Here is a 21,290-nt window from a genome sequence, read left to right as displayed (position 1 = left end):
GACATCTTGAAAAGACATCCTGCACCCCCATGTTAAGGGGCTGATGTATTGAGTGGTTACGGAGCGAACGAATGACGACGGACACACAGAAAGAAACCCTGGGCTTTCAGACGGAAGTCAAGCAGCTGTTGCACCTGATGATTCACTCCCTGTACAGCAACAGGGACATCTTCCTGCGTGAGCTGATTTCCAATGCGTCAGATGCGCTGGACAAGCTGCGTTTTGAAGCACTGGCCAACAATGCTCTGTACGAGGATGACAGCGACCTGCGGATCCGGGTTTCCTTCGACAAGGACGCCCGGACCCTGACCGTTGAGGATAACGGTATCGGCATGAACCGGGAGGACGTCATCCAGCACCTGGGGACCATCGCCAAGTCCGGGACGGCAGAATTTCTGAAGCAGTTGTCCGGTGACAAGCAGAAAGACGCCAATCTGATCGGTCAGTTTGGTGTCGGCTTCTATTCCGCATTCATTGTGGCAGACAAGGTGGAGGTCTATTCACGCAAGGCGGGTGAACCGGCCTCGGCGGGTGTGCTCTGGAGTTCGGAAGGGCAGGGCGAGTACACCGTTGAACCTTGTGAAAAGGCTGACCGGGGCACGCGGATCGTGCTGCACCTGAAGGCGGATGCGTCCGAACATCTGGATGACTGGAAATTGCGCAGCCTGATCAAGACCTACTCCGATCACATTGCCTTCCCGGTTCAGATGCCGAAAGCGCAGGAGGAGGATGAAAAGAAAGACGCCCCGGAATGGGAGGTCGTGAACGCCGCCAAGGCACTCTGGACCCTGCCGCGCAACGAGATCAGTGATGAAGAGTACAAGGAATTCTACAAGCATATTGCCCATGACTGGCAGGATCCGCTGACCTGGTCACACAACCGGGTCGAGGGCAAGCAGGAGTACATCAGCCTCCTGTACATTCCGTCCCATGCACCTTTTGATCTTTACAACAGGGAGGCTCCGCGCGGGCTCAAGCTCTATATCAAGCGCGTGTTCATCATGGATGATGCCGAGCAGTTCCTGCCCCTGTATCTGCGTTTCGTCAAGGGCGTCATTGATTCCTCGGATCTGCCGCTCAACGTTTCCCGTGAGATCCTGCAGGACAGCCAGGCCGTGCGCAGCATCAAGTCAGCGCTGACCAAGCGGGTGTTGAGCATGCTCGAAAAGCTGGCCAAGGACGACAAGGACAAGTACCGCACCTTCTGGAAGGCCTTTGGTGACGTGATGAAGGAGGGACCTGCAGAAGATTACGCCAACCGTGAGAAAATCGCGAAGTTGCTGCGTTTCACCACGACGGTGTCCGAGTCCGCGGAAGAAGATCAGAGCCTGGATGATTACATCTCCCGGATGAAGGAAGGGCAGACCCGGATCTACTACATGACCGGCGATAGCTGGGAAGCCATGCGCAACAGCCCGCATCTGGAAGTGTTCCGCAAGAAGGGCGTGGAAGTCCTGCTGCTGCACGGGCGGATTGATGAATGGCTGATGAGTCATCTGACCGAATATGATGGCAAGACCTTTGTGGATATCACCAAGGGTGATCTGGATCTGTCCGGCATCGAGGATGAAGAGGACAAGAAAAAGCATGAGGCGTTGGAGAAGGCTGCCCAGCCTCTCATCGAGCGCATCAAACAGGTATTGAAGGATGAGGTGGAAGAGGTCAGGGTCACGCATCGCCTGACCGACTCGCCGGCTTGCCTGGTGCTGAGTGCGCATGACCTTGGCGTACAGATGCGCCGCATCATGGAGGCAACGGGTCAGTCATTGCCCGAGTCCAAACCCATTTTCGAAATCAACCCGGAGCATGCCCTGGTCAAGCGTCTGGAGCATGAACAGGATGATGGCCGTTTTGAAGCGTTCACCCGGGTGCTGTTCGACCAGGCGCGCCTGGCCAGCGGTCAGCAGCTCAGGGATCCGGCTGGGTTTGTCACACGGCTCAATCAGCTGCTTCTTGAGCTGGCAAACTGAGATTCGGAGATCGCCACGTTATGACAAAGGGGCCATGTGCCCCTTTGTTCTTTATGGTTAACATTGTGTGTTCGACGCTTGGGAAAGTCTTCTGCAGTGGCGTCAGCGCTTTGCTGCCCGGCGCACGGCCGACGTCGAGAAATCTCTCGGTGACAGGTCGGGGCAAAATCTCTGGGCTGCTGGTCGTTATCAAGCCCGTCCACAAAATAGCGACCATTTTTCAGGTCATAGGTCAGGTCCAGCGTGGTCCAGGGCACGGGCACTTCATAGTAGTTGATGAGGTGCGCTTCGGACACGCGCCACAACTTGCCATCATTATCAAACTCCTCGGACAGTACAATCTGCCAGCTGTCCTCGTCCAGATACATGCGGCGCTTGGAATAAATGTGGCTCAAACCTTCCCGCAAAACGCCTTCCACCACCCAAACACGGTGAAGTTCGTAGCGTGCCAGATCCTGATTGATGTGCTGTGGCCTGACAATTTCCTGAATCGTCGTATTATCAGAGTGGAGGCGGTACGCGTTGTACGGGATATAGATCTCACGCTTGCCTTTGAGCGTCCATTCGTACTGATCGGGCGCGCCATTGTACATGTCGAGCTGATCCACCGAGCGTTGGCTCTCACTGTTGGGCAGATCCGTTTCATAGGCCAGCTGGGGAGAGCGGCGCAGCCGTCTTTGCCCGGTTTCGTAACGCCAGGCCTTTCGGGGTGAACGAACCTGATCCAGCGTCTCGTGAACCAGTGTCATGGTCCCGGCCAGTTTCGGGGGGAAAGAACCCGTGTGCGCAGCATGAAAATGATGTTGTTGATACTTTCAGGTGTGGCATCCGGCTGGCTGTAGGTGAAGAAATATTCGTACTCGGTCAGTACGGGCGTATAGCTGCCGTTCCGGTTGGGGGATGCGAAGGCAGAGCGGAATTTGACCTGCTCGCCACGGTAACGCAGGGTGTGATTCCAAAGTGCCTCAATACCGGACTGGGGAATGGGGAACGGGCTGGTAATCACGGCATTCCTGACCCCGGTACCGCGGGGCATGACTTCCGCATTCAGGGCGTTACGCTTCAGCGCATCATAGACATATTGCGGGTAAGAAGCAGACCGGTGCGACGGATAGACAATCATCTTGTAGCTGTCCGGATAGGTCCGGAACAGCGCTTGCTGACCTTCGGTAAGATGCGCCGCGTACTGACTGGCATTCCTGGCGTCAATGGTGAACAGCGGCGTTTCTCCAGCGAAGGGATCGATGTGCCACATGCCTTTCTCATAGCCTGCCGGCGGTTCCGTGATTCCCCCTGTCCATGCCGGAATGGAGCCGTCAGCATTGCCCGTCATCTGGGCTCCGAGAGGAGTGAGGTCGCGTCCGAGACGGCTGGCCACCTCTTCTGAAACCTTGGCCTGCGTGAATGTGCTCACGCTGAGGGCGAGTGCAAACGTCAGGATTGAATATCTGTGTCGTGTCATGAAGTTCTCTTGACTCTGAGTGAAGGATACAGGCTAATAGTTGGCTGACAGTATAGTACGTACTTTACGAAAGTGCGCGTAGTGGGGCTTTGTCACATTCTGTAACCATAGGTGAAAAAATGAGCGAATCCTGGCGTCGGTACACGGATGGCAAGTTGTTTCTCTCCCGCTGGCATCATGAACGCAGCCTGGCGTCGGAGGAGGGGTTGACGAAACGGGCCCATGACGAAGCTGCGGATGCCCTGCTTGCACAGGCATGGCGGGGGATGCTCAATGAGATGTTGGCACGGTCAGGCCAGAAGGCGCGGGCAGATTCGCTCGAAACCGTCACTCGCTTCTTTGAACCGGATGCGAGGCCTGCTGCACTCAATCTGTTGCTGGAGGGTGCAGCGGAGCCCGGGCACTGGGTAAGCCGGATTCAGGCGCTGATTCGCCAGATGGGGGAGCCTGAACCTGCCGGGCCGGCCCAGGAGGCAGTCAATGCGCCCTGGCGTGATGCGTTGCTGGCGTCGGATGCCGGTACACCGGAGCAAAACCGGGCGTTCATTCTGGACGCCTTTCAGGCCTGGCTGACAGAGTGGCGCACAACTTGGGAAGAGTTCTGAGTCCCGATGCGGTTCACGCATGAGGGCGGATCACGCCCACGGCAAGCCCTTCAATGGCAAAGGGTTCGCGCTTCAGGTCAACACGAATGGGTTCGAACGCTTCGTTTTCCGGCCAGAGAATAACTTCGCTTTCCTTGCGTTCCAGGCGCTTGACCGTCACATCATTCTCGATCCGGGCGACCACGATCTGGCCGTTCCGGGCTTCCTGAGTCTTGTGAACGGCAAGCAGGTCTCCGTCGAGGATACCGATATTTTTCATGCTTTCGCCGCGGACGCGCAGGAAGTAGTCGGCTCTTGGATGAAAGAGCGCCGGATCCACCTTGCAATAGTCTTCCACGTTTTCTTCGGCAAGCAGCGGCTGGCCGGCGGCCACGCGTCCGACCACCGGGATGCCCTCCTGGCCCTGGTCGGGGAGCTGAATGCCCCGGGATGCACCGGCCACCATGCGGATAGCGCCTTTCCGTGCCAGGGCTTTCAGATGTTCTTCGGCGGCATTGGGGGATTTCCAGCCAAAGTGAGCGGCGATTTCCGCCCGCGTCGGGGGATAGCCCGTTTCCTGAATATGATCGCGGATCAGATCCAGAATTTCCTGCTGCCGGCGTGTCAGCTTCTGCATGCCTGTATTCCTGTCCAGTCTGGTTATTTGTACACTACTTCAGGATCAATGCAAAATCAAGGATGGCTAGGGCCCATGCCGGCATGGAGCGAGGCGGGGATTTAAGGTAAAGTATGCGCCCCTGAAATCACTGCCCGTTACCTGTCCTCATGCATATTGACCTGTTTGACTATCACCTCCCGGATGAACTCATTGCCCGGCGCCCCATGCCCGAGCGCTCGGCCAGTCGGCTGCTGGCGCTTGATGCCGCGACCGGCGCCATTGCGCATGCCCGGGTCGCTGCGCTGACCGAGTGGCTGCGCCCCGGTGATGTCATGGTGTTCAACAATACGCGGGTGATTCCTGCGCGACTGTTTGGCCGCAAGGCGACCGGTGGCCGCGTGGAGATGCTCGTGGAGCGCGTACTGGGTGAGCGTGAAGTGCTGTGCCATGTGCGTGCCAGCAAGTCGCCAAAGCCGGGGAGCGTGCTCCATGTGGATGGCGCGGAGGGCGAATTTCAGGTGCTGGATCGTGATGACGCCCTGTTTCACCTGCGCTGGTGTGGTGCCGGAAGTGTGCTTGAGCTGCTGGACGCCGTGGGTCACATGCCGCTTCCGCCTTATATTGATCGTGAGGATGATGCGACCGACCGAGACCGGTATCAGACCGTCTTTGCGCGGGAAGCGGGAGCCGTGGCGGCTCCGACTGCCGGTCTGCACTTTGACGAGGCACTTCTCGGCAGGATTGATGCCATGGGAGTCGAAAGGGTGGAGGTTACCCTGCACGTGGGGGCGGGCACCTTTCAGCCGGTTCGTGTGGAGGATATCCATGCGCATCACATGCATGAGGAATATTACAGGGTCAGCGAAGAGGCCGCCGACAGGCTCAACCGGGCGCGTGAGGCTGGGCGGCGGATTGTGGCCGTGGGCACCACCTCGGTCCGGACCCTGGAATCCGCATTCGAGGACGGCCGGATCCGGGCGCGGACAGCCTCGACCCGTATCTTCATTTACCCCGGCTACCGGTTTCAGGTGGTGGATGCGCTCATGACCAATTTTCACCTGCCAAAATCCACGCTTCTCATGCTGGTTTCCGCCTATGCGGGGCGGTCCCGGATACTGGAAGCGTATGCTGAAGCCGTTCGTGAACATTATCGTTTTTTCAGCTACGGAGATGCCATGTTCCTGTACAATGGGCCGGTTGCCCCTGAGGAGAGTCACCGTTGAGAGACGCCTGTTTCATGCATTTTGAAAAACTGGGCGAAGATGGGCGCGCCCGTCGTGGTCGCCTTCACTTTCCCCGTGGAGTGGTGGAAACGCCCGCATTCATGCCGGTCGGGACCTACGGTACGGTCAAGGGCGTGCGAACCGATGATGTGCGGGACGTTGGCGCACACATCCTGTTGGGCAATACCTTCCACCTGATGCTCAGGCCGGGTACGGAAGTCATCCGGGCCCATGGTGACCTGCACGACTTCATGCAGTGGCAGGGGCCGATTCTGACGGATTCCGGTGGATTTCAGGTGTTTTCCCTTGGGGATCTGCGCAAGATCACCGAAGAAGGCGTCCGGTTCCGGTCACCGGTTGACGGGGCCGAAGTCTTCATGACGCCGGAATCCTCCATGGCCGTTCAGCGCGATCTGGGCTCCGACATTGTCATGATCTTTGACGAGTGCACCCCCTATCCGGCCACGGAGAAGCAGGCGCGTGAATCCATGGAACTGTCTCTGCGTTGGGCGGCACGCAGTCGTGCCGCACACGGGGACAGTCCTTCGGCCCTCTTTGGGATCATCCAGGGGGGCATGTATCGGCCGCTGCGCGAGGCCTCCCTGGCAGGATTGCAGGATATCGGTTTTGACGGCTATGCCATTGGCGGGTTGTCCGTGGGCGAACCCAAGGACGAGATGATGGGGGTGCTGGACTATCTGCCTGCCATGATGCCGGCAGACAAGCCCCGTTATCTCATGGGAGTGGGCAAGCCGGAAGATATCGTGGAGAGCGTGTTGCGGGGGGTGGACATGTTTGACTGTGTCATGCCCACGCGCAATGCGCGCAATGGCCACCTCTTTACCCGCTGGGGCACCATCAAGATCCGCAACGCCCGGTATCGTCATGATACCCGGCCGCTGGAAGAAGGGTGCGACTGTCATACCTGTCAGCATTACAGCCGCGCCTACCTGCATCACCTGGATAAATGCGGAGAGATCCTTGGCTCCCACCTCAATACGATTCACAATCTGCGCTATTACCAGCGTCTGATGAAAGGTTTGCGCGATGCGATTGAAGCCGGTACATTGTCCGACTTTGTCGCACAGTTCTATCGGGAACGGGCCGATGGTGTGCCCGAATGAAACGACTATTCTGGAGAAAGAGAACCATGTCACAACGCCTCATTACGGCACTGCTTACACTTGCACCCCTGTCTGCCTGGGCCGAAGCGGCACCGCCACCCGGTGCACCCAGCGCCATCAGCCAGATCCTGTTTCTGGGCGGCTTTGTTCTGATTTTCTACTTCCTTGTCTGGCGGCCACAGTCCAAGCGGGCCAAGGAGCACAGGGCACTGATCGAGGGCCTGTCCAAGGGTGATGAAGTGCTGGTCAATGGTGGTCTGGCAGGCAAGATTGTCCGCATCAAGGACGATTTCGTTGTCATCGAAATTGCGGACGGCGTGGAAGCCAAGGTCCAGAAGATGGCCATCACCGCCATGCTGCCAAAGGGCACGCTCAAGGATATCTGAGCCTGAAGAAGACAAGGGCCGTTGTATTAAGGGGGCATCATGCTCAACCACTATCCCTGGTGGAAAAACCTGCTTATTTTACTGGTGCTCGCGCTGAGCACCCTGTACGCCATACCCAATCTTTACCCGGATGATTATGCCGTCCAGATCAGTGGTGCAAGTGCCACCACAGCCGTGGACGAATCTGTGCTCAACAAGGCGACTTCGGCGCTGGACAAGGCTGGTGTGCCCTACCGGGATCCGGAGCTGGCAGACCGGCGTGTGACCCTCCGGTTTGATTCCAATGAAGATCAGCTGGCAGCCAAACCGGTCCTGACACGGGCGCTGGGTGATGATTTTGTTGTAGCGCTCAACCTTGTTCCCACGACGCCGGACTGGCTCAAGGCCATAGGTGCCAAACCCATGAAGCTGGGTCTGGACCTGCGTGGCGGGGTGCACTTCCTGCTGGAAGTGGATATGGACAAGGCCGTGGCACAGCGTCTGGACATGTTCCAGAGCCGGATCAAGTCACGGCTGCGTGAAGAGAAGCTGCGCTATCGGGAAGTTATCCGGGATCAGGGGGCAACGCTGATCGTGACGTTGCGTCGTGCGGGGGATCGTGACAAGGCGGCAGGCATTTTGCGCCGGGAAATGCCGGAATTCCTTATCGAAACGACAGAGCATGAGGGACTGCCAGCGCTGAGGCTGACCCTGACACCGGCGCAGCTCAGGGAAATCGAGGATAACGCCATTACCCAGAATCTGACCACTCTGCGCAACCGGGTCAACGAGCTGGGGGTGGCCGAGCCGCTGGTGCAGCGTCAGGGCCGCAACAGGATTGTGGTCGAATTGCCTGGGGTGCAGGATACCGCAGCAGCCAAGCGCGTCATCGGTGCCACGGCCAACCTGGAATTCCGTCTCGAAGCCAAGCCTGATGCGCCAGCTTCCGAAACCGAAACCTATCCGTTCCGAAGCAATCCGGCACGTACTGCGATTCTTGAAAAAGATGTCATTATCACCGGCGAATCGGTGGTCCGGGCATCTCAGGGCTTCGATCAGAACGGGCAGCCTCAGGTCAATATTTCGCTCGATTCTGAAGGCGGCCGCATGATGAATCGTGTGACCCGCCATGCCATCAAGCGCCGCATGGCTGTGCTGTTCGTGGAGCACAAGGAGCGTACGGTGGGTTATGAAAAGAAAGACGGCAAGGAAGTTCCGGTCAAGGAACGTTATGTAGAGAAGCAGATCATCAGTCTGGCTACCATTCAATCGGCGCTGGGATCGGATTTTCGCATCACCGGACTGGATTCGGTTTATGAAGCTCAGGAATTGGCTCTGCTGCTGAGAGCAGGCGCTTTGGCTGCACCGATTTACTTTGTGGAAGAACGCACTGTGGGCCCGAGCCTTGGGCAGCAGAATATCGAATCCGGAAAGTGGTCGATCATCATCGGCTTCTCTCTGGTGCTGCTGTTCATGCTGGTCTATTACCGCGTGTTTGGTCTGGTGGCCAATGTTGCGCTGGCGGCCAACGTGGTCATGCTGATTGCCTGTATGTCCATATTCGGTGCCACACTGACCTTGCCGGGCATGGCGGGTATCGTGCTTACCGTGGGTATGGCAGTGGATGCGAACGTGCTCATCTACGAGCGCATCCGCGAGGAATGGCGTAATGGTCTGCCGCCGCAGTCGGCCATTCATGCCGGCTATGACCGGGCGTTCATCTCCATCTTTGATGCCAACATTACCACCCTGATTGCCGCACTGATACTCTTTGCGGTGGGCACCGGGCCCGTCCGCGGATTCGCCATTACGCTGTCCATCGGTATCATCACGTCCATGTTCACGTCCATTACCGTGTCGCGTGCACTGGTGAACCTCATCTACGGAGGTCGCAAGATCAAGACCTTGTCCATTGGCGGAAAAACGGGGGCCCTGGCTGTATGAGCGAACAAAAGATCTACCGTTTCATGTCCGGGTCCAAAGTTGCGCTCGGACTGTCCCTGACGCTCATCCTGATATCGCTGGTTTCCCTGGCGGTGCGGGGACTCAATCTCGGGCTGGATTTCACCGGCGGGACGGTCATCGAGGTCGAATATGCTCAGCCTCCCCGCGTGGATGACGTACGCAGGCAGCTTGAGCAGGCCGGATACAACAAGGTGGTTGTGCAGAAGTTCGGCTCTGACCGGAGCATTCTGATCCGGTTGGCGGAAAGTCAGGATGACAAGGTGGGCCAGAAGGTGGTCTCTGCGCTGGAGAAGGATGGACAGCAGGTGACGCTGAAGCGGGCCGAATTTGTCGGTGCACAGATTGGTGACGAGCTGCGCGAGAAGGGGGGCATGGGCCTGCTGCTTGCACTGGCAATGATCATGCTTTACGTGGCCTTCCGCTTTCAGCTGAAGTTTTCGGTGGGAGCGGTGGCAGCACTGATTCATGATGTCATCATTACCGTAGGCTTCTTTTCCGTATTCCAGTGGGAGTTTGACCTCAACGTCCTGGCGGCCGTGCTTGCGATCATCGGCTACTCGCTGAATGACACCATCGTGGTGAGTGACCGGATTCGCGAAAACTTCCGCAAGATCCGCAAGGGGTCCGTTGAGGAGGTTATCGATATTTCTCTCACGGAAACCCTGGCACGTACCATCGTCACGGGCCTGACCACATTGCTGACACTGATCGCGCTCTACTTCCTGGGAGGCGACGCCCTGCACGGGTTCTCTCAGGCGCTCATTATCGGCGTCGTGGTGGGCACCTACTCGTCCATCTATGTGGCCAGTGCGCTGCTGCTGGTACAGGGGATCTCACGTGAGGATCTTGCGCTGCCGGTGAAAAACCAGCCGGAAGACGGGGTCGTCTGACTGGACTTCTCTCAACTCAAAAAAGCCCCGGTCAAAGTCGGGGCTTTGCCAACAAACAGAAAAGGCGCCGATGGCGCCTTTTCTGTTTGGTCTATCACCGCTTCACATGCTTCAGGTTGCGTCTTTGACAAACAGTGCCTGCTTGCCCTTGAACCAAGGCAGGACGCGTTTGGCCAGCTTCGGATTGGCGACCAGCATGACCGGACTGCGCTCCGTGACCGGGTTGCCATTGAACTCGGAGGACAATGCGCCGGCTTCCTTGGCGATCAGCAGGCCAGCAGCCATTTCGTGTGCAGTCGGGGCCTTGCTGATCAGCAGGTCGGTCTTGCCGGCGGCCACCTGGGCCAGCGCGATGGCCAGGGAGCGGTGGCTTTCGAGGGTAAAGACACCCGAATCCAGGCGTGCATAGAGCTCCACCAGCCCCTGACGACGGTCAGGGTCCTCCACTTCCGCAAGGCCTTTGAGCAGGTTGGTGCTCGCCACGGCAAGTGACTCGTCGGCCAGAGGAGATACCCGCATCCTGCGGCCATTGAGCTCAGCGCCATGCCCGCGGCTGGCTGTATATTCTTCATTCAGTGCGGGCATGAGGATCAGGGCATGCTCGGCGTGGCCATCCTTCTTGCAGAGCACGGAAAACCCCCAGTCCGGCTGTCGCTTGACCAGGCTGATGGGGTTGTGAAGGGGCATGATATGCCAGCTGAAGCCCTTGGCGGGTGCGCTCAGGTCTCCGCGCTTGGCAATATGATGTGTCGGGTAGGCGCGTTGCAGGCCCCGGGACAGTTGTTCGTAAAAGGACGACTCGATACGGGACAGTACTCTTTTCAGATTGGCCGGATCCGAAAAGGACAGGTTTTCCCGATCGATAACCGTCATCAGATGCTCAAGATGCGAGCGCACGGCTCTCAGAGCAATGTTAATCATTGGCTGCATGGCGTACCCACTTATTACAGAACGTGTTGTTTCCGAATTCTCAGAACCCGCTATGATAGCGCTAATTTCCTTTGCGTTCATCATTCTTGTGTGCACATTGTGGTTTATACGCAGGTTCATGATGACAATGGGGGAATCTGGTAAACTGCAGCGCTTGGAAGAGATCTGGGGTCCTGTGATGCTGGAAAATATCCGGGTTGTACTCATGCGCACAACCCATCCCGGTAATATTGGTGCTGTTGCCCGGGCGATGAAGAATATGTGTCTGGCGGATCTTTGTCTGGTTTCGCCGGAGCGCTTTCCTCACCCGGAAGCTGAATGGCGCGCCAGCGGTGCAACCGACGTGCTCGACAACGCGAAAGTGGTTAGTACGCTGGAGGAAGCTGTTGCGGACCGGCATCTTGTTGTGGGCGCGAGTGCCCGGCGGCGGGGGATGCCCTGGCCGGTACAGACGCCGCGCCAGTTTGCGGCGGATGTGATGCGGCTGAGGCCTGATGCCGGAGTGGCTATCGTTTTTGGTCAGGAACAGAGTGGTCTGTCAAATGAGGAGCTCACCCGTTGCCACAGGCATATCGCCATACCTGCCAATCCGGAGTATGCTGCGCTGAATCTGGCCATGGCCGTCCAGGTGATTGCCTATGAGGTGTACCATGCCAGTCTGGAACACCGGCAGGCCAGTGTGCTGGAGCCGTTGACCGGTCCTCTTGACCCGGAATGGGATCAGCCACCGTGCTCGCAGGAGGAAATGGAACGCTTTTATGCCCATCTGGAAGAGGCGCTGATCGACATTGATTTTCATACCCGGGAGCGTCCTCGCCAGTTGATGTCGAGACTGAGAAGGCTGTATCAGCGTGTTCAGCCGGATCAGAATGAGATGGCCATTCTGCGCGGCATTCTCTCGCACACACAAAAAGCTGCCCGGGGGCGGTATGCACACAAGTTCAATTCTGAGGTAAATGACCCGTCATGAGCTGGCTGGAACAGATTAAAGAAGATATTCAGAGTGTATTTCACCGTGATCCGGCAGCCCGGAACTGGTTCGAGGTCCTGACCTGCTATCCCGGATTGCATGCTCTGCTGATGCACCGTCTGAATCACTGGTTGTGGCAGCATGATCTCAAGTGGCTGGCCCGTTTTCTGTCTACGCTGGCACGGTGGTTCACCGGCATTGAAATTCACCCGGGTGCAAAAATCGGGCGCCGTTTCTTCATTGATCACGGCATGGGCGTCGTCATCGGAGAAACCGCGGAGATCGGTGATGATGTGACGCTTTATCAGGGGGTTACGCTGGGAGGAACCAGCTGGAACAAGGGCAAGCGTCATCCCACACTGAAAAATGGCGTGGTCGTCGGGGCCGGTGCCAAGATTCTGGGGCCTTTTGAAGTCGGTGAAAATGCCAAGATAGGGTCCAATGCAGTAGTCACCAAGGCAGTGCCTGCCGGAGCCACGGTGGTGGGTATTCCGGGGCGTGTGATCGTCAAGCGCCCCGCGGATGATGACAAGCGCAAGGCCATGGAAGAAAAAATAGGCTTTGATGCCTATGGGGTCAGCGAGGAAATGCCTGATCCGGTGGCCCGCTCCATACGTGCGATACTGGATCATATGCACGCTGTGGACGAGCGCGTTGAGACCCTCTGCCGTGTAGTGTCCGGGATGAATGGTGGCACAGCAACGGAAGGTGAGCTTCCGCCCCTGCGCGAGGAAGACTTTGATTGTGTGCGTGATGAGGCTTCCGCAGCGGACAAGGAGAATGACCCAGCACCCTGATCGGATTTGCGGGTGGTGATGAAATGATAGACAATATCCCCGCACTGGATGGGGAATAGGGGGCGGATGTGAAGCTGACGACGAAGGGCCGTTACGCTGTCACCGCAATGCTGGATCTGGCACTGCATGCACAGCAGAAACCGGTAAACCTTGCAGATATTGCCGAGCGTCAGGGCATTTCCCTGTCGTACCTTGAACAGCTATTTGCGCGGCTCAAGCGAGCCTCTCTCGTTGTTTCGGTGCGGGGGCCGGGTGGTGGCTATCAGTTGGCGCGCGACCGGAGCGGTATCTCGGTGGCCGAAATTGTGGAAGCGGTTGACGAAAATCTGGATACGACCCGCTGCGGAAAGAAAGGCGATTGCCAGGATGGTCAGACCTGTCTGACACATCATCTCTGGTGCGAGCTCAGTGATCGTATCTACGGTTTCCTCAGTGGTATTACACTGCAGGACCTCATTCAGAACCGGGATATCTGTGAAGTCGCCGAGCGTCAGCTAAGAATCCAGCAAACTGCATCATCCTGAGGAAAATCGAACTGTGACATTGCCCATTTATCTGGATTACGCTGCCACAACACCGGTTGATCCCCGGGTCGCCGAAGTCATGTCGGCCTGTCTGACCCTGGAAGGTAATTTTGCCAATCCGGCGTCGCGTTCACACATGCTGGGGTGGCGGGCTGAAGAAGCCGTGGAGCGTGCCCGGCGTCAGGTGGCGGATCTGCTGAAAGCGGATCCCAGAGAAATTGTCTGGACCTCGGGGGCGACGGAGTCGGACAATCTGGCGCTCAAGGGGCTGGCCTGGGCTCGCGGAGAGCCCGGCCACATCGTGACCACCGCCATTGAGCACAAGGCCGTCCTGGATACCTGTGCTTGGCTGGAAAGTCAGGGACATCAGGTGACCCGCTTGTCGCCGGACGAATACGGTGAGGTGACTGCCGGGCAGGTTGCCGAGGCGATCCGTCCGGATACCTTTGTCGTCTCGGTGATGCATGCCAACAACGAGGTCGGCACAGTCAATGATATTGCTGCCATCGGGCAGGTGTGCCGTGAGCGTGGCGTATGGTTTCATGTCGATGCGGCGCAAAGTGTCGGCAAGGTTCAGATCGACCTGAGTCAATTGCCTGTTGACCTGATGTCGGTCAGTGCGCACAAGTGTTACGGCCCCAAGGGGATCGGTGCGTTGTACGTGCGTCGTGATCCGGCGCTGAAGCTGGTGCCGCTCATTCACGGTGGGGGGCACGAGCGCGGAATGCGAAGCGGCACCCTGCCGACACATCAGATCGTGGGCATGGGCCAGGCCATGGCAATCATGGCGGAAGAAGGTGAAGCTGAAGCAAAACGCCTGCAGGGATTGCGCGAACAGATCTGGGCGGCTTTGTCTGCAGTGGACGGGGTCGTCCTCAACGGTCACCCGGAAAAGCGGCTGCCGGGGCATCTCAACTTCAGTGTGGAAGGTGTGGAGTCCGAGACGCTTTTGCTGGCGCTGCGTGAGCTTGCGATTTCCTCCGGTTCGGCCTGCACGTCTGCCACCGTGGAACCATCGCATGTCCTGCGGGCGATGGGGCTGCCGCGAGAGCGGGCGCTGGGTGCATTGCGCCTGACGGTCGGGCGTTTCACCACGGAGCGGGATGCTGAAAGGGCCGGTGAAATTCTTGTAAATACCCTCCGCAAGCTGCGGGGAGTGGTGTAACTTTTCGACCGGACGCGTATAATGGCCAGTTCGGTTATTTCGTCAAGTTGATTAACGTGGAGAATAGAGCATGGCGGTAGAGCGTACGCTTTCCATCATCAAGCCCGATGCGGTTGCCAAGAACGTCATCGGTGAGATTTACAGCCGTTTTGAAAAGGCTGGTCTGCGGATTGTGGCAGCCAAGATGCTGCATCTGACTCAGGAGCAGGCTGAAGGTTTTTATGCCGAGCACAAGGAACGTCCGTTCTTTGCTGATCTGGTCGCATTCATGACCAGTGGTCCGGTCATGGTTCAGGTTCTGGAAGGTGAGGATGCCATTGCCAAAAACCGCGAGCTGATGGGGGCAACCAACCCGAAGGAAGCCGCACCGGGCACCATCCGCGCTGACTTCGCGGAGTCCATTGATGCCAACGCGGTACATGGTTCCGACTCTCCGGCGTCAGCCGAGCGCGAAGTGGCGTATTTCTTCAAGGACAGCGAAATCTGTCCGCGCGCCTGATCGCGATGCCTGCGCCCTGTTTCGGGCGCAGATCCGTAAGTTCAAAGCAGTGCAGGGCCTGGCTCTGCACTGTGCGTATATGAGATGCTGAGAAATGTCTGAGAAGAAAGTCAATCTGCTGGGACTCAATCGCAAGGAGCTGGAAGCCTTTTTTGTCGATCTGGGCGAGAAGCCGTTCCGTGCTACCCAGGTCATGAAGTGGATTCACCACATAGGCTGCGACAACTTCGAGGACATGACAAACCTCAGCAAGGCGCTACGCGCGCGTCTGGCCGAAGTGGCCGAAATTCGTGCGCCCGAAGTGATCTACGAGGGCATTTCCAGAGATGGTACCCGAAAGTGGGTCATGCGCATGGCTGGCGGCAGCAGTATCGAGACCGTGTTCATTCCTGACGGCAAGCGTGGCACCCTGTGTGTCTCCTCTCAGATTGGTTGTGCACTGGACTGCAGTTTCTGTGCAACAGGCAAGCAGGGCTTCAACCGCAATCTCTCGACAGCGGAAATTGTCGGACAGCTATGGAATGCGGCCAAGTCTTTCGGACCGGCACGCATTGATCAGGAACGCCCCATCACCAACGTCGTTTTCATGGGAATGGGTGAGCCCCTGATGAATTTTGATGAAGTTGTCCGGGCATGTGACATCATGATGGACGACTTCGGCTACAGCATTTCCAAACGCCGGCTGACCGTATCGACAGCCGGTCTGGTTCCGGCACTGGATCGCTTGGGTGATGTGACGGATGTGTCGCTGGCCCTGTCACTGCACGCGCCCAATGATGGCCTGCGGGATGAACTGGTGCCGTTGAATCGCAAGTATCCCATTGCCCAGGTGCTGGATGCGTGTCGTCGCTATCTGGCCAAACTGTCGGACAAGCGTCGCGTGACCATCGAGTATACCCTGATTGAGGGGGTGAACGATCAGCCCGCACATGCCCGCGAGCTGGCCCGCCTGCTTCGGGGACTGCCCTGCAAGATTAACCTGATTCCTTTCAACCCGTTCCCCCTCAGCGATTACCGGCGCTCGCCGCCCGAGGCAGTGAGCCGTTTCCAGACCATACTTTCCAATGCCGGCTACGTGGCAACTGTCCGGACCACCCGGGGTGACGACATTGATGCGGCCTGTGGTCAGCTGGTAGGGCGTGTGGAAGACAGGACACGACGCAGTCAGAAGTATATTGCCACCAGTACATCAGGCCCGGGTCTGGCAGAGCAGGTAGCCAGAACAGGCTCGGGAGGCATGTGATCAGAGGATTTGGTACGGAGAGGTGCAGCACAGTGAAAAGAATTCTGCTTGTTTCATGGCTGGCCTTGATTCTGGCCGGCTGTGTGACGGTTGTGCATGATCCCCTCACGGAGAAGGCATCCCGAAGCAAGGCTGTTCAGGAATATGTATCCCTGGGCATGGGCTATTTCCAGACCAGGCAGTACGATCTCGCGATCAAGCGATTCCGGCGAGCCCTCGAAATCGATCCGGATGATCCTCGTGCCAGATCAGGACTTGGGCTGGTTTACCAGGCTCAGCAGGAGTACGACCTGGCGGAAGAAATGTTCAGGGAGGTCATCCGGTCTCACCCGGAATTTACCGAAGGTCGTAACTATTATGCAGCCTTCCTGTATCAGCAAGGCCGTTTTGAGGATGCGCTTGCGCAGTTGCGGGAAGCGGTCAAGGATGTCGAGTACAGTGGTCGCGAGTTACTTTTTTTTAATATCGGGCAGATCGAGCGCAGGCTCGGGCATAATGACAAGGCGATCGAAGCCTACCGCAAGTCGCTGGTACTTAACCCTGCTCAACCTCAGGTGCGTCTGGCGCTGGCGTTTGCCTATGCGGATGGCGGTCAGGATGAGTTGGCCTGGAAACAATTCAGTCAGTTCCGTGAAGCGGTTCGCCGCGGTCTGACCCGCCATTCTGCCGCCAGTGTGGCTTTGGGCGTGCAGATTGCAGAACGGACGGGGCGCCAGGATGAGGCGGCTTCACTCAGGCTTTTGCTCAAAAACCAGTTCGGTGAGTCCGATGAGGCGCGCCGGATTTTCCGGGAGAATTAAGGCAATATGGCAGCTCCGGATACAGATGTTGTCCCAGATTCAGCACTCGCGCTCACGGCGGGTGCTCAGTTGGCACGCGCACGGCAGGCACAAGGGTTGTCAACGCGGCAGGTGGCAGACCGGCTTCACATCATCCCCCGCTACGTAGAGGCCCTGGAAAAAAGTCAGTTTGATCTTCTGCCCGGCGAGGTTTTCATCAAGGGGTATGTCCGTGCTTACGCCGAACTGCTGAAACTGGATCCGGCGCCACTGCTCGGGCAATTGAGCACGGAGCTGGCCGCAGCGGCTTCTCCCCGGACAGAATCATCGATGCCGGTGCGCAAGCGTAACGGTGGCTGGATTGTCTTTGTGTTAATTGTGGTAGCCGCTATCGGTTATGCCTTCTGGCAGGCTGAGCAAGGCAGCCGTTCAGAAGACCTCGCTGAAATACAACAGCAAGGCCGCCAGGATGTGGAGCAGGGGGAAGAGGCCGCGTCCGGGCAGGCACCTGGCGGGGCGGTTATGTCGTCTGACAGCAAGGCCTCCACACCGGGTGAGGGCGATCAAACCGCTGCCGGAAATCCCGGAGGTGAAACCGGTGCGCCGGTTGCTGCAGAGACAAGTCGATCCGCCACACCCCCGGTGCCGGAAAAGGACAATGCGCTGAGCTCCGGGCAGGCCACTGGTGCAGCCGGCGAAACGGATATTGTTCAGGAAACGGCAGCCCTCCAGTCCGATTCGGTTGATGAAGGCGGCGTTCCTGCGGATCAGGCGATCGGGGAAACCGGGGACGGCACCGCTGTATCCTCCGGCATGGCTGATATCCTCCAGGCGGAAATGGTGGCCACGTTCTCCGACCGCTGCTGGTTTGATGCGCGAAGTGCGGACGGTCAGCGTGAAGTGGGACTGTTCAAGGCAGGAGACGTGGTTCGGCTCAAGGGGGCATTCCCGCTGTCCTTCATCATTGGCAATGTGGATGCGGTGAGCCTTCGTGTGAATGGTATTCCGGTTGGCTTTGACCGGTTCCGGGTACGCAACAAGCGCGTGGAATTCAAACTTTCAGCAGAAGATCTGGTGAGTCAGGAATGAAAAGTGTTTCACCCATCGTCCGTCGCAAGACCCGTCAGATTCATGTGGGATCCGTGCCTGTGGGCGGAGATGCACCGATCAGCGTGCAGAGCATGACCAATACCTCCACCCATGATGTGGAGGCTACGGTCGCCCAGATCCGGCGGCTCGAGGAAGCGGGTGCCGACATGGTACGCGTATCCGTGCCCGATATGGATGCGGCGGAAGACTTTGGCAAGATTCGCAAGCAGGTGGGGTTGCCGCTCATTGCGGACATTCATTTTGACTACCGGATTGCCCTGGCCGTGGCAGAGCGGGGAGCAGATTGTCTGCGTATCAACCCCGGCAACATCGGTCGTGAGGACCGGGTCCGGGAAGTGATCGACTGCGCCAGACATCACGGCATTCCCATCCGGGTCGGCGTGAATGCGGGCTCCCTGGAAAAGGATCTGCAGAAAAAGTACGGTGAGCCCACGGCGGACGCGCTGGTTGAATCCGCCATGAGGCACATTGATATTCTGGATCGTCACGACTTTCAGGACTACAAGATCAGCCTCAAGGCATCCGATGTCTTCATGACTGTGGCGGCCTACCGCAAGCTGGCCACGCAGATCGAACAACCCTTCCATCTGGGTATTACCGAGGCCGGCGCATTGCGTGGCGGAACGGTCAAGTCCGCCATTGGTCTCGGCATCCTGCTCATGGACGGTATCGGTGATACCTTGCGGGTATCCCTGGCTGCGGATCCCGTGGAGGAAATCAAGGTCGGGTTTGAAATTCTAAAGAGCCTGAAGCTGCGTACAAAAGGCATCAACTTCATTGCCTGCCCGAGCTGTTCGCGTCAGAACTTCGACGTGATCTCCACCATGAATGCCCTGGAGGCCAGGCTTGAGGATATCACCACCCCGCTGGACGTGGCCGTCATCGGTTGTGTGGTCAACGGTCCGGGAGAAGCGCGCGAGGCGGATCTCGGGATCACCGGTGGCTCACCCTCCAATCTGGTCTATCTCAAGGGCAAGCCGGATCACAAGGTCAGCAACGAAGAACTGATCGACCATTTCGAACAGCTGATTCGTGAGCAGGCCCGCGCCCGTCAGGCGGAACTGGACAAACTCATCGCCAAAGACTGAAAACCGAGAGGAACGCAACATTGGCCCGAATACAGGCTATTCGCGGGATGAACGACATCCTGCCTGCCCAGACGCCTGCCTGGCGTTATCTTGAAACGCTGGCGGCGGACGTGTTTCAGCAGTACGGTTACGACGAAATCCGCACTCCGATACTGGAGCAGACCGAACTCTTCAAGCGCTCCATTGGCGAGGTGACGGATATTGTCGAAAAGGAAATGTATACCTTCGAGGATCGCAACGGGGACAGCCTGACCCTGCGGCCCGAGGGCACGGCCGGGGTTGTGCGTGCCGGAGAACAGCATGGCCTGCTGTTCAATCAGGTACAGCGCCTCTGGTATCGCGGCCCCATGTTTCGCCACGAACGCCCCCAGAAAGGCCGCTACCGCCAGTTTCACCAGATCGGCGCCGAGTGTTTCGGCATGGCCGGTCCGGACATTGACGCGGAAGTCATAGTACTGACCGCCCGACTCTGGCAGCGCCTGGGCCTTGCACCGCATGTGAGACTGGAAATCAACTCCCTCGGATCCAACGAGGCCAGGGCACGCTATCGTGAAGCGCTGGTGGCCTATCTCAGCCAGCACGAAGACAAGCTGGATGCGGACAGCAAGCGTCGCCTGAAAACCAATCCCCTGCGCATTCTGGACACCAAGGATCCGGACACGCGCAGTCTGCTGGACGACGCACCCAGACTGACCGACTATCTGGATGAGGCCTCGCAGGCGCATTTTGACGGGCTCCGGGCTGCGCTGGATGCGTGCGGGGTGGAATACATCGTCAATCCGGCTCTGGTGCGCGGGCTGGATTATTATTGCCGTACCGTTTTTGAGTGGGTGACCGATGCCCTGGGCGCTCAGGGTACCGTGTGTGCCGGTGGTCGCTATGACGGACTGGTCGAGCAGCTGGGCGGGCGGCCGACGCCGGGAGTAGGGTTTGCCATGGGTGTCGAGCGGCTTGTTCTGCTGCTTGAGTCACTCAATCTGCTGCCGAATACCTTGCAGAATATCCCGGATGTGGCCGTACTGGCCATGGGGGAGTCGGTTCAGCCCTATGCCCTCGCGGTGGCGGAATCGGTTCGCAGTGGACTGCCTGCGTTGCGGGTCATGCAGATCTGTGGCGGGGGCTCCTTCAAGAGTCTGATGAAGAAGGCCGACAAATCCGGTGCCGGCTGGGCGCTGATCATCGGTGAAAGCGAGCGGGATGGCCAGACCGTTACGGTCAAGCCGTTGCGTGCTGAGGGTGAGCAGCAGACAGTGGAAAAAAGTGCACTGAACGAGTATCTTGCGCGATGCACAGGCATCGGCACTGAAAAGAATTGAGAGGAGAAACCGCGTGGACATGCGCTCGGATGAAGAACAGATTCAGCTGATCAAGAACTGGTGGAAGGAGAATGGTACCAGTCTCCTGATTGGTGTCGGTCTCGCTCTGGCCATTGTGTTCGGCTGGAAGGCCTGGCAGCAGCATCAGGCGGAACAGAAATACCAGGCATCGCTCCTCTACCAGCAGGCACTCAACCTGGTCGCAGCGGCGACTCAACCGGATGCGCCGGAGACGCAGCGTGCAACAGCCGAGTTCAAGATTGAGGAACTGCAGAAGCAGTTTCCCGACACGGCCTATGCACAGTTGGGCCAGCTTCTGAAAGCGCGTTTGCTGATGGAGCAGAACAAGGCCGCCGAGGCGGAAAGTCTCCTGACCGGGCTGGCCACCAAGGTTTCCGATCCCGGCATTCGTACTCTGATCAAGGGACGTATTGCGCTGGCTCAGGCAGCACAGGGCAAGCTGGATGAGGCGCTGGCTCAGCTGGATGCCGGCGCAGAGAGCCCCTACTATCCGCAGCAGCAGGAGCTCCGTGGTGACATCCTCAAGATGAAGGGTGACCGCACCGGTGCCCGCAAGGCCTACGAGGCGGCCCGTGAAGCCCTGACCAAGGCCGGGTTCAGTACACAGCTTGTGGACCTGAAACTGGAAGATCTGGCGGATGCCTGA

General features: G+C 58.1%; 20 protein-coding genes and 1 pseudogene. 18 read left to right on the top strand and 3 right to left on the bottom strand.

The genetic code is table 11. The features are described from left to right. Window positions 1–71 precede the first annotated feature (71 nt). Window positions 72–1,970, top strand: coding sequence for a molecular chaperone HtpG (gene htpG / locus AAIA72_RS05740; RefSeq protein ID WP_369602459.1), 1,899 nt, complete (start codon window positions 72–74; stop codon window positions 1,968–1,970). Here the strand turns inward: htpG and AAIA72_RS05735 are convergent. Then, window positions 1,943–3,225: pseudogene (locus tag AAIA72_RS05735) on the bottom strand (DUF1329 domain-containing protein). The gene htpG and the pseudogene AAIA72_RS05735 overlap by 28 nt on opposite strands. Before the next feature lie 326 nt (window positions 3,226–3,551). On the opposite strand from AAIA72_RS05735, the gene AAIA72_RS05730 reads away from it, so the two are divergent. Beyond that, window positions 3,552–4,037: a hypothetical protein gene (locus tag AAIA72_RS05730; RefSeq protein ID WP_369602458.1), complete on the top strand. Its 486-nt coding sequence runs from the start codon at window positions 3,552–3,554 to the stop codon at window positions 4,035–4,037. Between the two features lie 13 nt (window positions 4,038–4,050). Here AAIA72_RS05730 and lexA read toward each other — a convergent pair whose 3' ends face one another. Beyond that, window positions 4,051–4,653, bottom strand: coding sequence for a transcriptional repressor LexA (lexA, locus tag AAIA72_RS05725; protein ID WP_369602457.1), 603 nt, complete (start codon window positions 4,651–4,653; stop codon window positions 4,051–4,053). Window positions 4,654–4,802: 149 nt separating this feature from the next. On the opposite strand from lexA, the gene queA reads away from it, so the two are divergent. Genes queA through secF form a run of 5 tightly spaced genes read left to right on the top strand, consistent with a single transcriptional unit; the run spans window position 4,803 to window position 10,202 of the window. Beyond that, window positions 4,803–5,858: a tRNA preQ1(34) S-adenosylmethionine ribosyltransferase-isomerase QueA gene (gene queA / locus AAIA72_RS05720; protein ID WP_369602456.1), complete on the top strand. Its 1,056-nt coding sequence runs from the start codon at window positions 4,803–4,805 to the stop codon at window positions 5,856–5,858. Window positions 5,859–5,872: 14 nt separating this feature from the next. Further along, entirely contained in the window at window positions 5,873–6,982 is a 1,110-nt protein-coding gene (gene tgt / locus AAIA72_RS05715; protein WP_369602974.1) for a tRNA guanosine(34) transglycosylase Tgt, read from the top strand. A 26-nt stretch (window positions 6,983–7,008) separates the two neighbouring features. Then, the gene (yajC, locus tag AAIA72_RS05710; protein ID WP_369602455.1) at window positions 7,009–7,368 is read left to right on the top strand and encodes a preprotein translocase subunit YajC; all 360 of its coding nucleotides are present in this window, start codon (window positions 7,009–7,011) and stop codon (window positions 7,366–7,368) included. A 39-nt stretch (window positions 7,369–7,407) separates the two neighbouring features. After that, window positions 7,408–9,291 carry a protein translocase subunit SecD gene (gene secD, locus AAIA72_RS05705; RefSeq protein WP_369602454.1) on the top strand — a complete coding sequence of 628 codons (1,884 nt, stop codon included), beginning with the start codon at window positions 7,408–7,410 and terminating at the stop codon, window positions 9,289–9,291. After that, a complete protein-coding gene (gene secF, locus AAIA72_RS05700; RefSeq protein ID WP_369602453.1) occupies window positions 9,288–10,202 on the top strand; it encodes a protein translocase subunit SecF in 915 nt (304 codons plus the stop codon). The genes secD and secF overlap by 4 nt, the downstream gene beginning before the upstream one ends. A gap of 111 nt (window positions 10,203–10,313) precedes the next feature. Here secF and AAIA72_RS05695 read toward each other — a convergent pair whose 3' ends face one another. Next, window positions 10,314–11,075, bottom strand: coding sequence for an inositol monophosphatase (locus tag AAIA72_RS05695; protein WP_369602452.1), 762 nt, complete (start codon window positions 11,073–11,075; stop codon window positions 10,314–10,316). A gap of 235 nt (window positions 11,076–11,310) precedes the next feature. Between AAIA72_RS05695 and AAIA72_RS05690 the strand changes: the two genes are divergently transcribed. From AAIA72_RS05690 to AAIA72_RS05640, 11 genes are all read left to right on the top strand, one after another. Beyond that, a complete protein-coding gene (locus AAIA72_RS05690) occupies window positions 11,311–12,102 on the top strand; it encodes an RNA methyltransferase (protein WP_369602451.1) in 792 nt (263 codons plus the stop codon). Further along, entirely contained in the window at window positions 12,099–12,899 is an 801-nt protein-coding gene (gene cysE / locus AAIA72_RS05685; RefSeq protein WP_369602450.1) for a serine O-acetyltransferase, read from the top strand. Before AAIA72_RS05690 ends, cysE begins: the two co-directional genes overlap by 4 nt. Window positions 12,900–12,967: 68 nt before the next feature. Next, complete coding sequence (gene iscR / locus AAIA72_RS05680) at window positions 12,968–13,423, top strand: Fe-S cluster assembly transcriptional regulator IscR (protein WP_369602449.1); 456 nt, start codon at window positions 12,968–12,970, stop codon at window positions 13,421–13,423. A gap of 13 nt (window positions 13,424–13,436) precedes the next feature. Next, window positions 13,437–14,588 carry a cysteine desulfurase family protein gene (locus AAIA72_RS05675; protein WP_369602448.1) on the top strand — a complete coding sequence of 384 codons (1,152 nt, stop codon included), beginning with the start codon at window positions 13,437–13,439 and terminating at the stop codon, window positions 14,586–14,588. Window positions 14,589–14,658: 70 nt separating this feature from the next. Continuing rightward, window positions 14,659–15,087: a nucleoside-diphosphate kinase gene (gene ndk, locus AAIA72_RS05670; RefSeq protein WP_369602447.1), complete on the top strand. Its 429-nt coding sequence runs from the start codon at window positions 14,659–14,661 to the stop codon at window positions 15,085–15,087. 94 nt (window positions 15,088–15,181) lie between these two features. Next, window positions 15,182–16,330: a 23S rRNA (adenine(2503)-C(2))-methyltransferase RlmN gene (rlmN, locus tag AAIA72_RS05665; RefSeq protein ID WP_369602446.1), complete on the top strand. Its 1,149-nt coding sequence runs from the start codon at window positions 15,182–15,184 to the stop codon at window positions 16,328–16,330. A gap of 32 nt (window positions 16,331–16,362) precedes the next feature. Continuing rightward, complete coding sequence (pilW, locus tag AAIA72_RS05660) at window positions 16,363–17,130, top strand: type IV pilus biogenesis/stability protein PilW (protein ID WP_369602445.1); 768 nt, start codon at window positions 16,363–16,365, stop codon at window positions 17,128–17,130. A 69-nt stretch (window positions 17,131–17,199) separates the two neighbouring features. After that, window positions 17,200–18,198 (top strand): RodZ domain-containing protein, encoded by a 999-nt coding sequence (locus AAIA72_RS05655; protein WP_369602444.1) that lies wholly within the window; start codon window positions 17,200–17,202, stop codon window positions 18,196–18,198. Next, window positions 18,195–19,307, top strand: a complete 1,113-nt coding sequence (ispG, locus tag AAIA72_RS05650; RefSeq protein ID WP_369602443.1) for a flavodoxin-dependent (E)-4-hydroxy-3-methylbut-2-enyl-diphosphate synthase — start codon at window positions 18,195–18,197, stop codon at window positions 19,305–19,307. Before AAIA72_RS05655 ends, ispG begins: the two co-directional genes overlap by 4 nt. Before the next feature lie 20 nt (window positions 19,308–19,327). Next, window positions 19,328–20,623 carry a histidine--tRNA ligase gene (gene hisS, locus AAIA72_RS05645; RefSeq protein ID WP_369602442.1) on the top strand — a complete coding sequence of 432 codons (1,296 nt, stop codon included), beginning with the start codon at window positions 19,328–19,330 and terminating at the stop codon, window positions 20,621–20,623. 19 nt (window positions 20,624–20,642) lie between these two features. Continuing rightward, window positions 20,643–21,290 (top strand): YfgM family protein, encoded by a 648-nt coding sequence (locus AAIA72_RS05640; protein ID WP_369602973.1) that lies wholly within the window; start codon window positions 20,643–20,645, stop codon window positions 21,288–21,290.

The organism is Thermohahella caldifontis (genome assembly GCF_041153465.1).
Taxonomy (GTDB): domain Bacteria; phylum Pseudomonadota; class Gammaproteobacteria; order Pseudomonadales; family Oleiphilaceae; genus Thermohahella; species Thermohahella caldifontis.
The sequence above is the reverse complement of the archived record's forward strand: the minus strand, read 5'-3'. Positions and strand labels throughout refer to the sequence as shown.

Coding starts and splice junctions, on each gene's coding strand:
- htpG (WP_369602459.1), top strand. CDS start 72: ATGACGACGGACACACAGAAAGAAACCCTGGGCTTTCAGACGGAAGTC.
- AAIA72_RS05730 (WP_369602458.1), top strand. CDS start 3,552: ATGAGCGAATCCTGGCGTCGGTACACGGATGGCAAGTTGTTTCTCTCC.
- lexA (WP_369602457.1), bottom strand. CDS start 4,653: ATGCAGAAGCTGACACGCCGGCAGCAGGAAATTCTGGATCTGATCCGC.
- queA (WP_369602456.1), top strand. CDS start 4,803: ATGCATATTGACCTGTTTGACTATCACCTCCCGGATGAACTCATTGCC.
- tgt (WP_369602974.1), top strand. CDS start 5,873: ATGCATTTTGAAAAACTGGGCGAAGATGGGCGCGCCCGTCGTGGTCGC.
- yajC (WP_369602455.1), top strand. CDS start 7,009: ATGTCACAACGCCTCATTACGGCACTGCTTACACTTGCACCCCTGTCT.
- secD (WP_369602454.1), top strand. CDS start 7,408: ATGCTCAACCACTATCCCTGGTGGAAAAACCTGCTTATTTTACTGGTG.
- secF (WP_369602453.1), top strand. CDS start 9,288: ATGAGCGAACAAAAGATCTACCGTTTCATGTCCGGGTCCAAAGTTGCG.
- AAIA72_RS05695 (WP_369602452.1), bottom strand. CDS start 11,075: ATGACGGTTATCGATCGGGAAAACCTGTCCTTTTCGGATCCGGCCAAT.
- AAIA72_RS05690 (WP_369602451.1), top strand. CDS start 11,311: ATGCTGGAAAATATCCGGGTTGTACTCATGCGCACAACCCATCCCGGT.
- cysE (WP_369602450.1), top strand. CDS start 12,099: ATGAGCTGGCTGGAACAGATTAAAGAAGATATTCAGAGTGTATTTCAC.
- ndk (WP_369602447.1), top strand. CDS start 14,659: ATGGCGGTAGAGCGTACGCTTTCCATCATCAAGCCCGATGCGGTTGCC.
- rlmN (WP_369602446.1), top strand. CDS start 15,182: ATGTCTGAGAAGAAAGTCAATCTGCTGGGACTCAATCGCAAGGAGCTG.
- ispG (WP_369602443.1), top strand. CDS start 18,195: ATGAAAAGTGTTTCACCCATCGTCCGTCGCAAGACCCGTCAGATTCAT.
- AAIA72_RS05640 (WP_369602973.1), top strand. CDS start 20,643: ATGCGCTCGGATGAAGAACAGATTCAGCTGATCAAGAACTGGTGGAAG.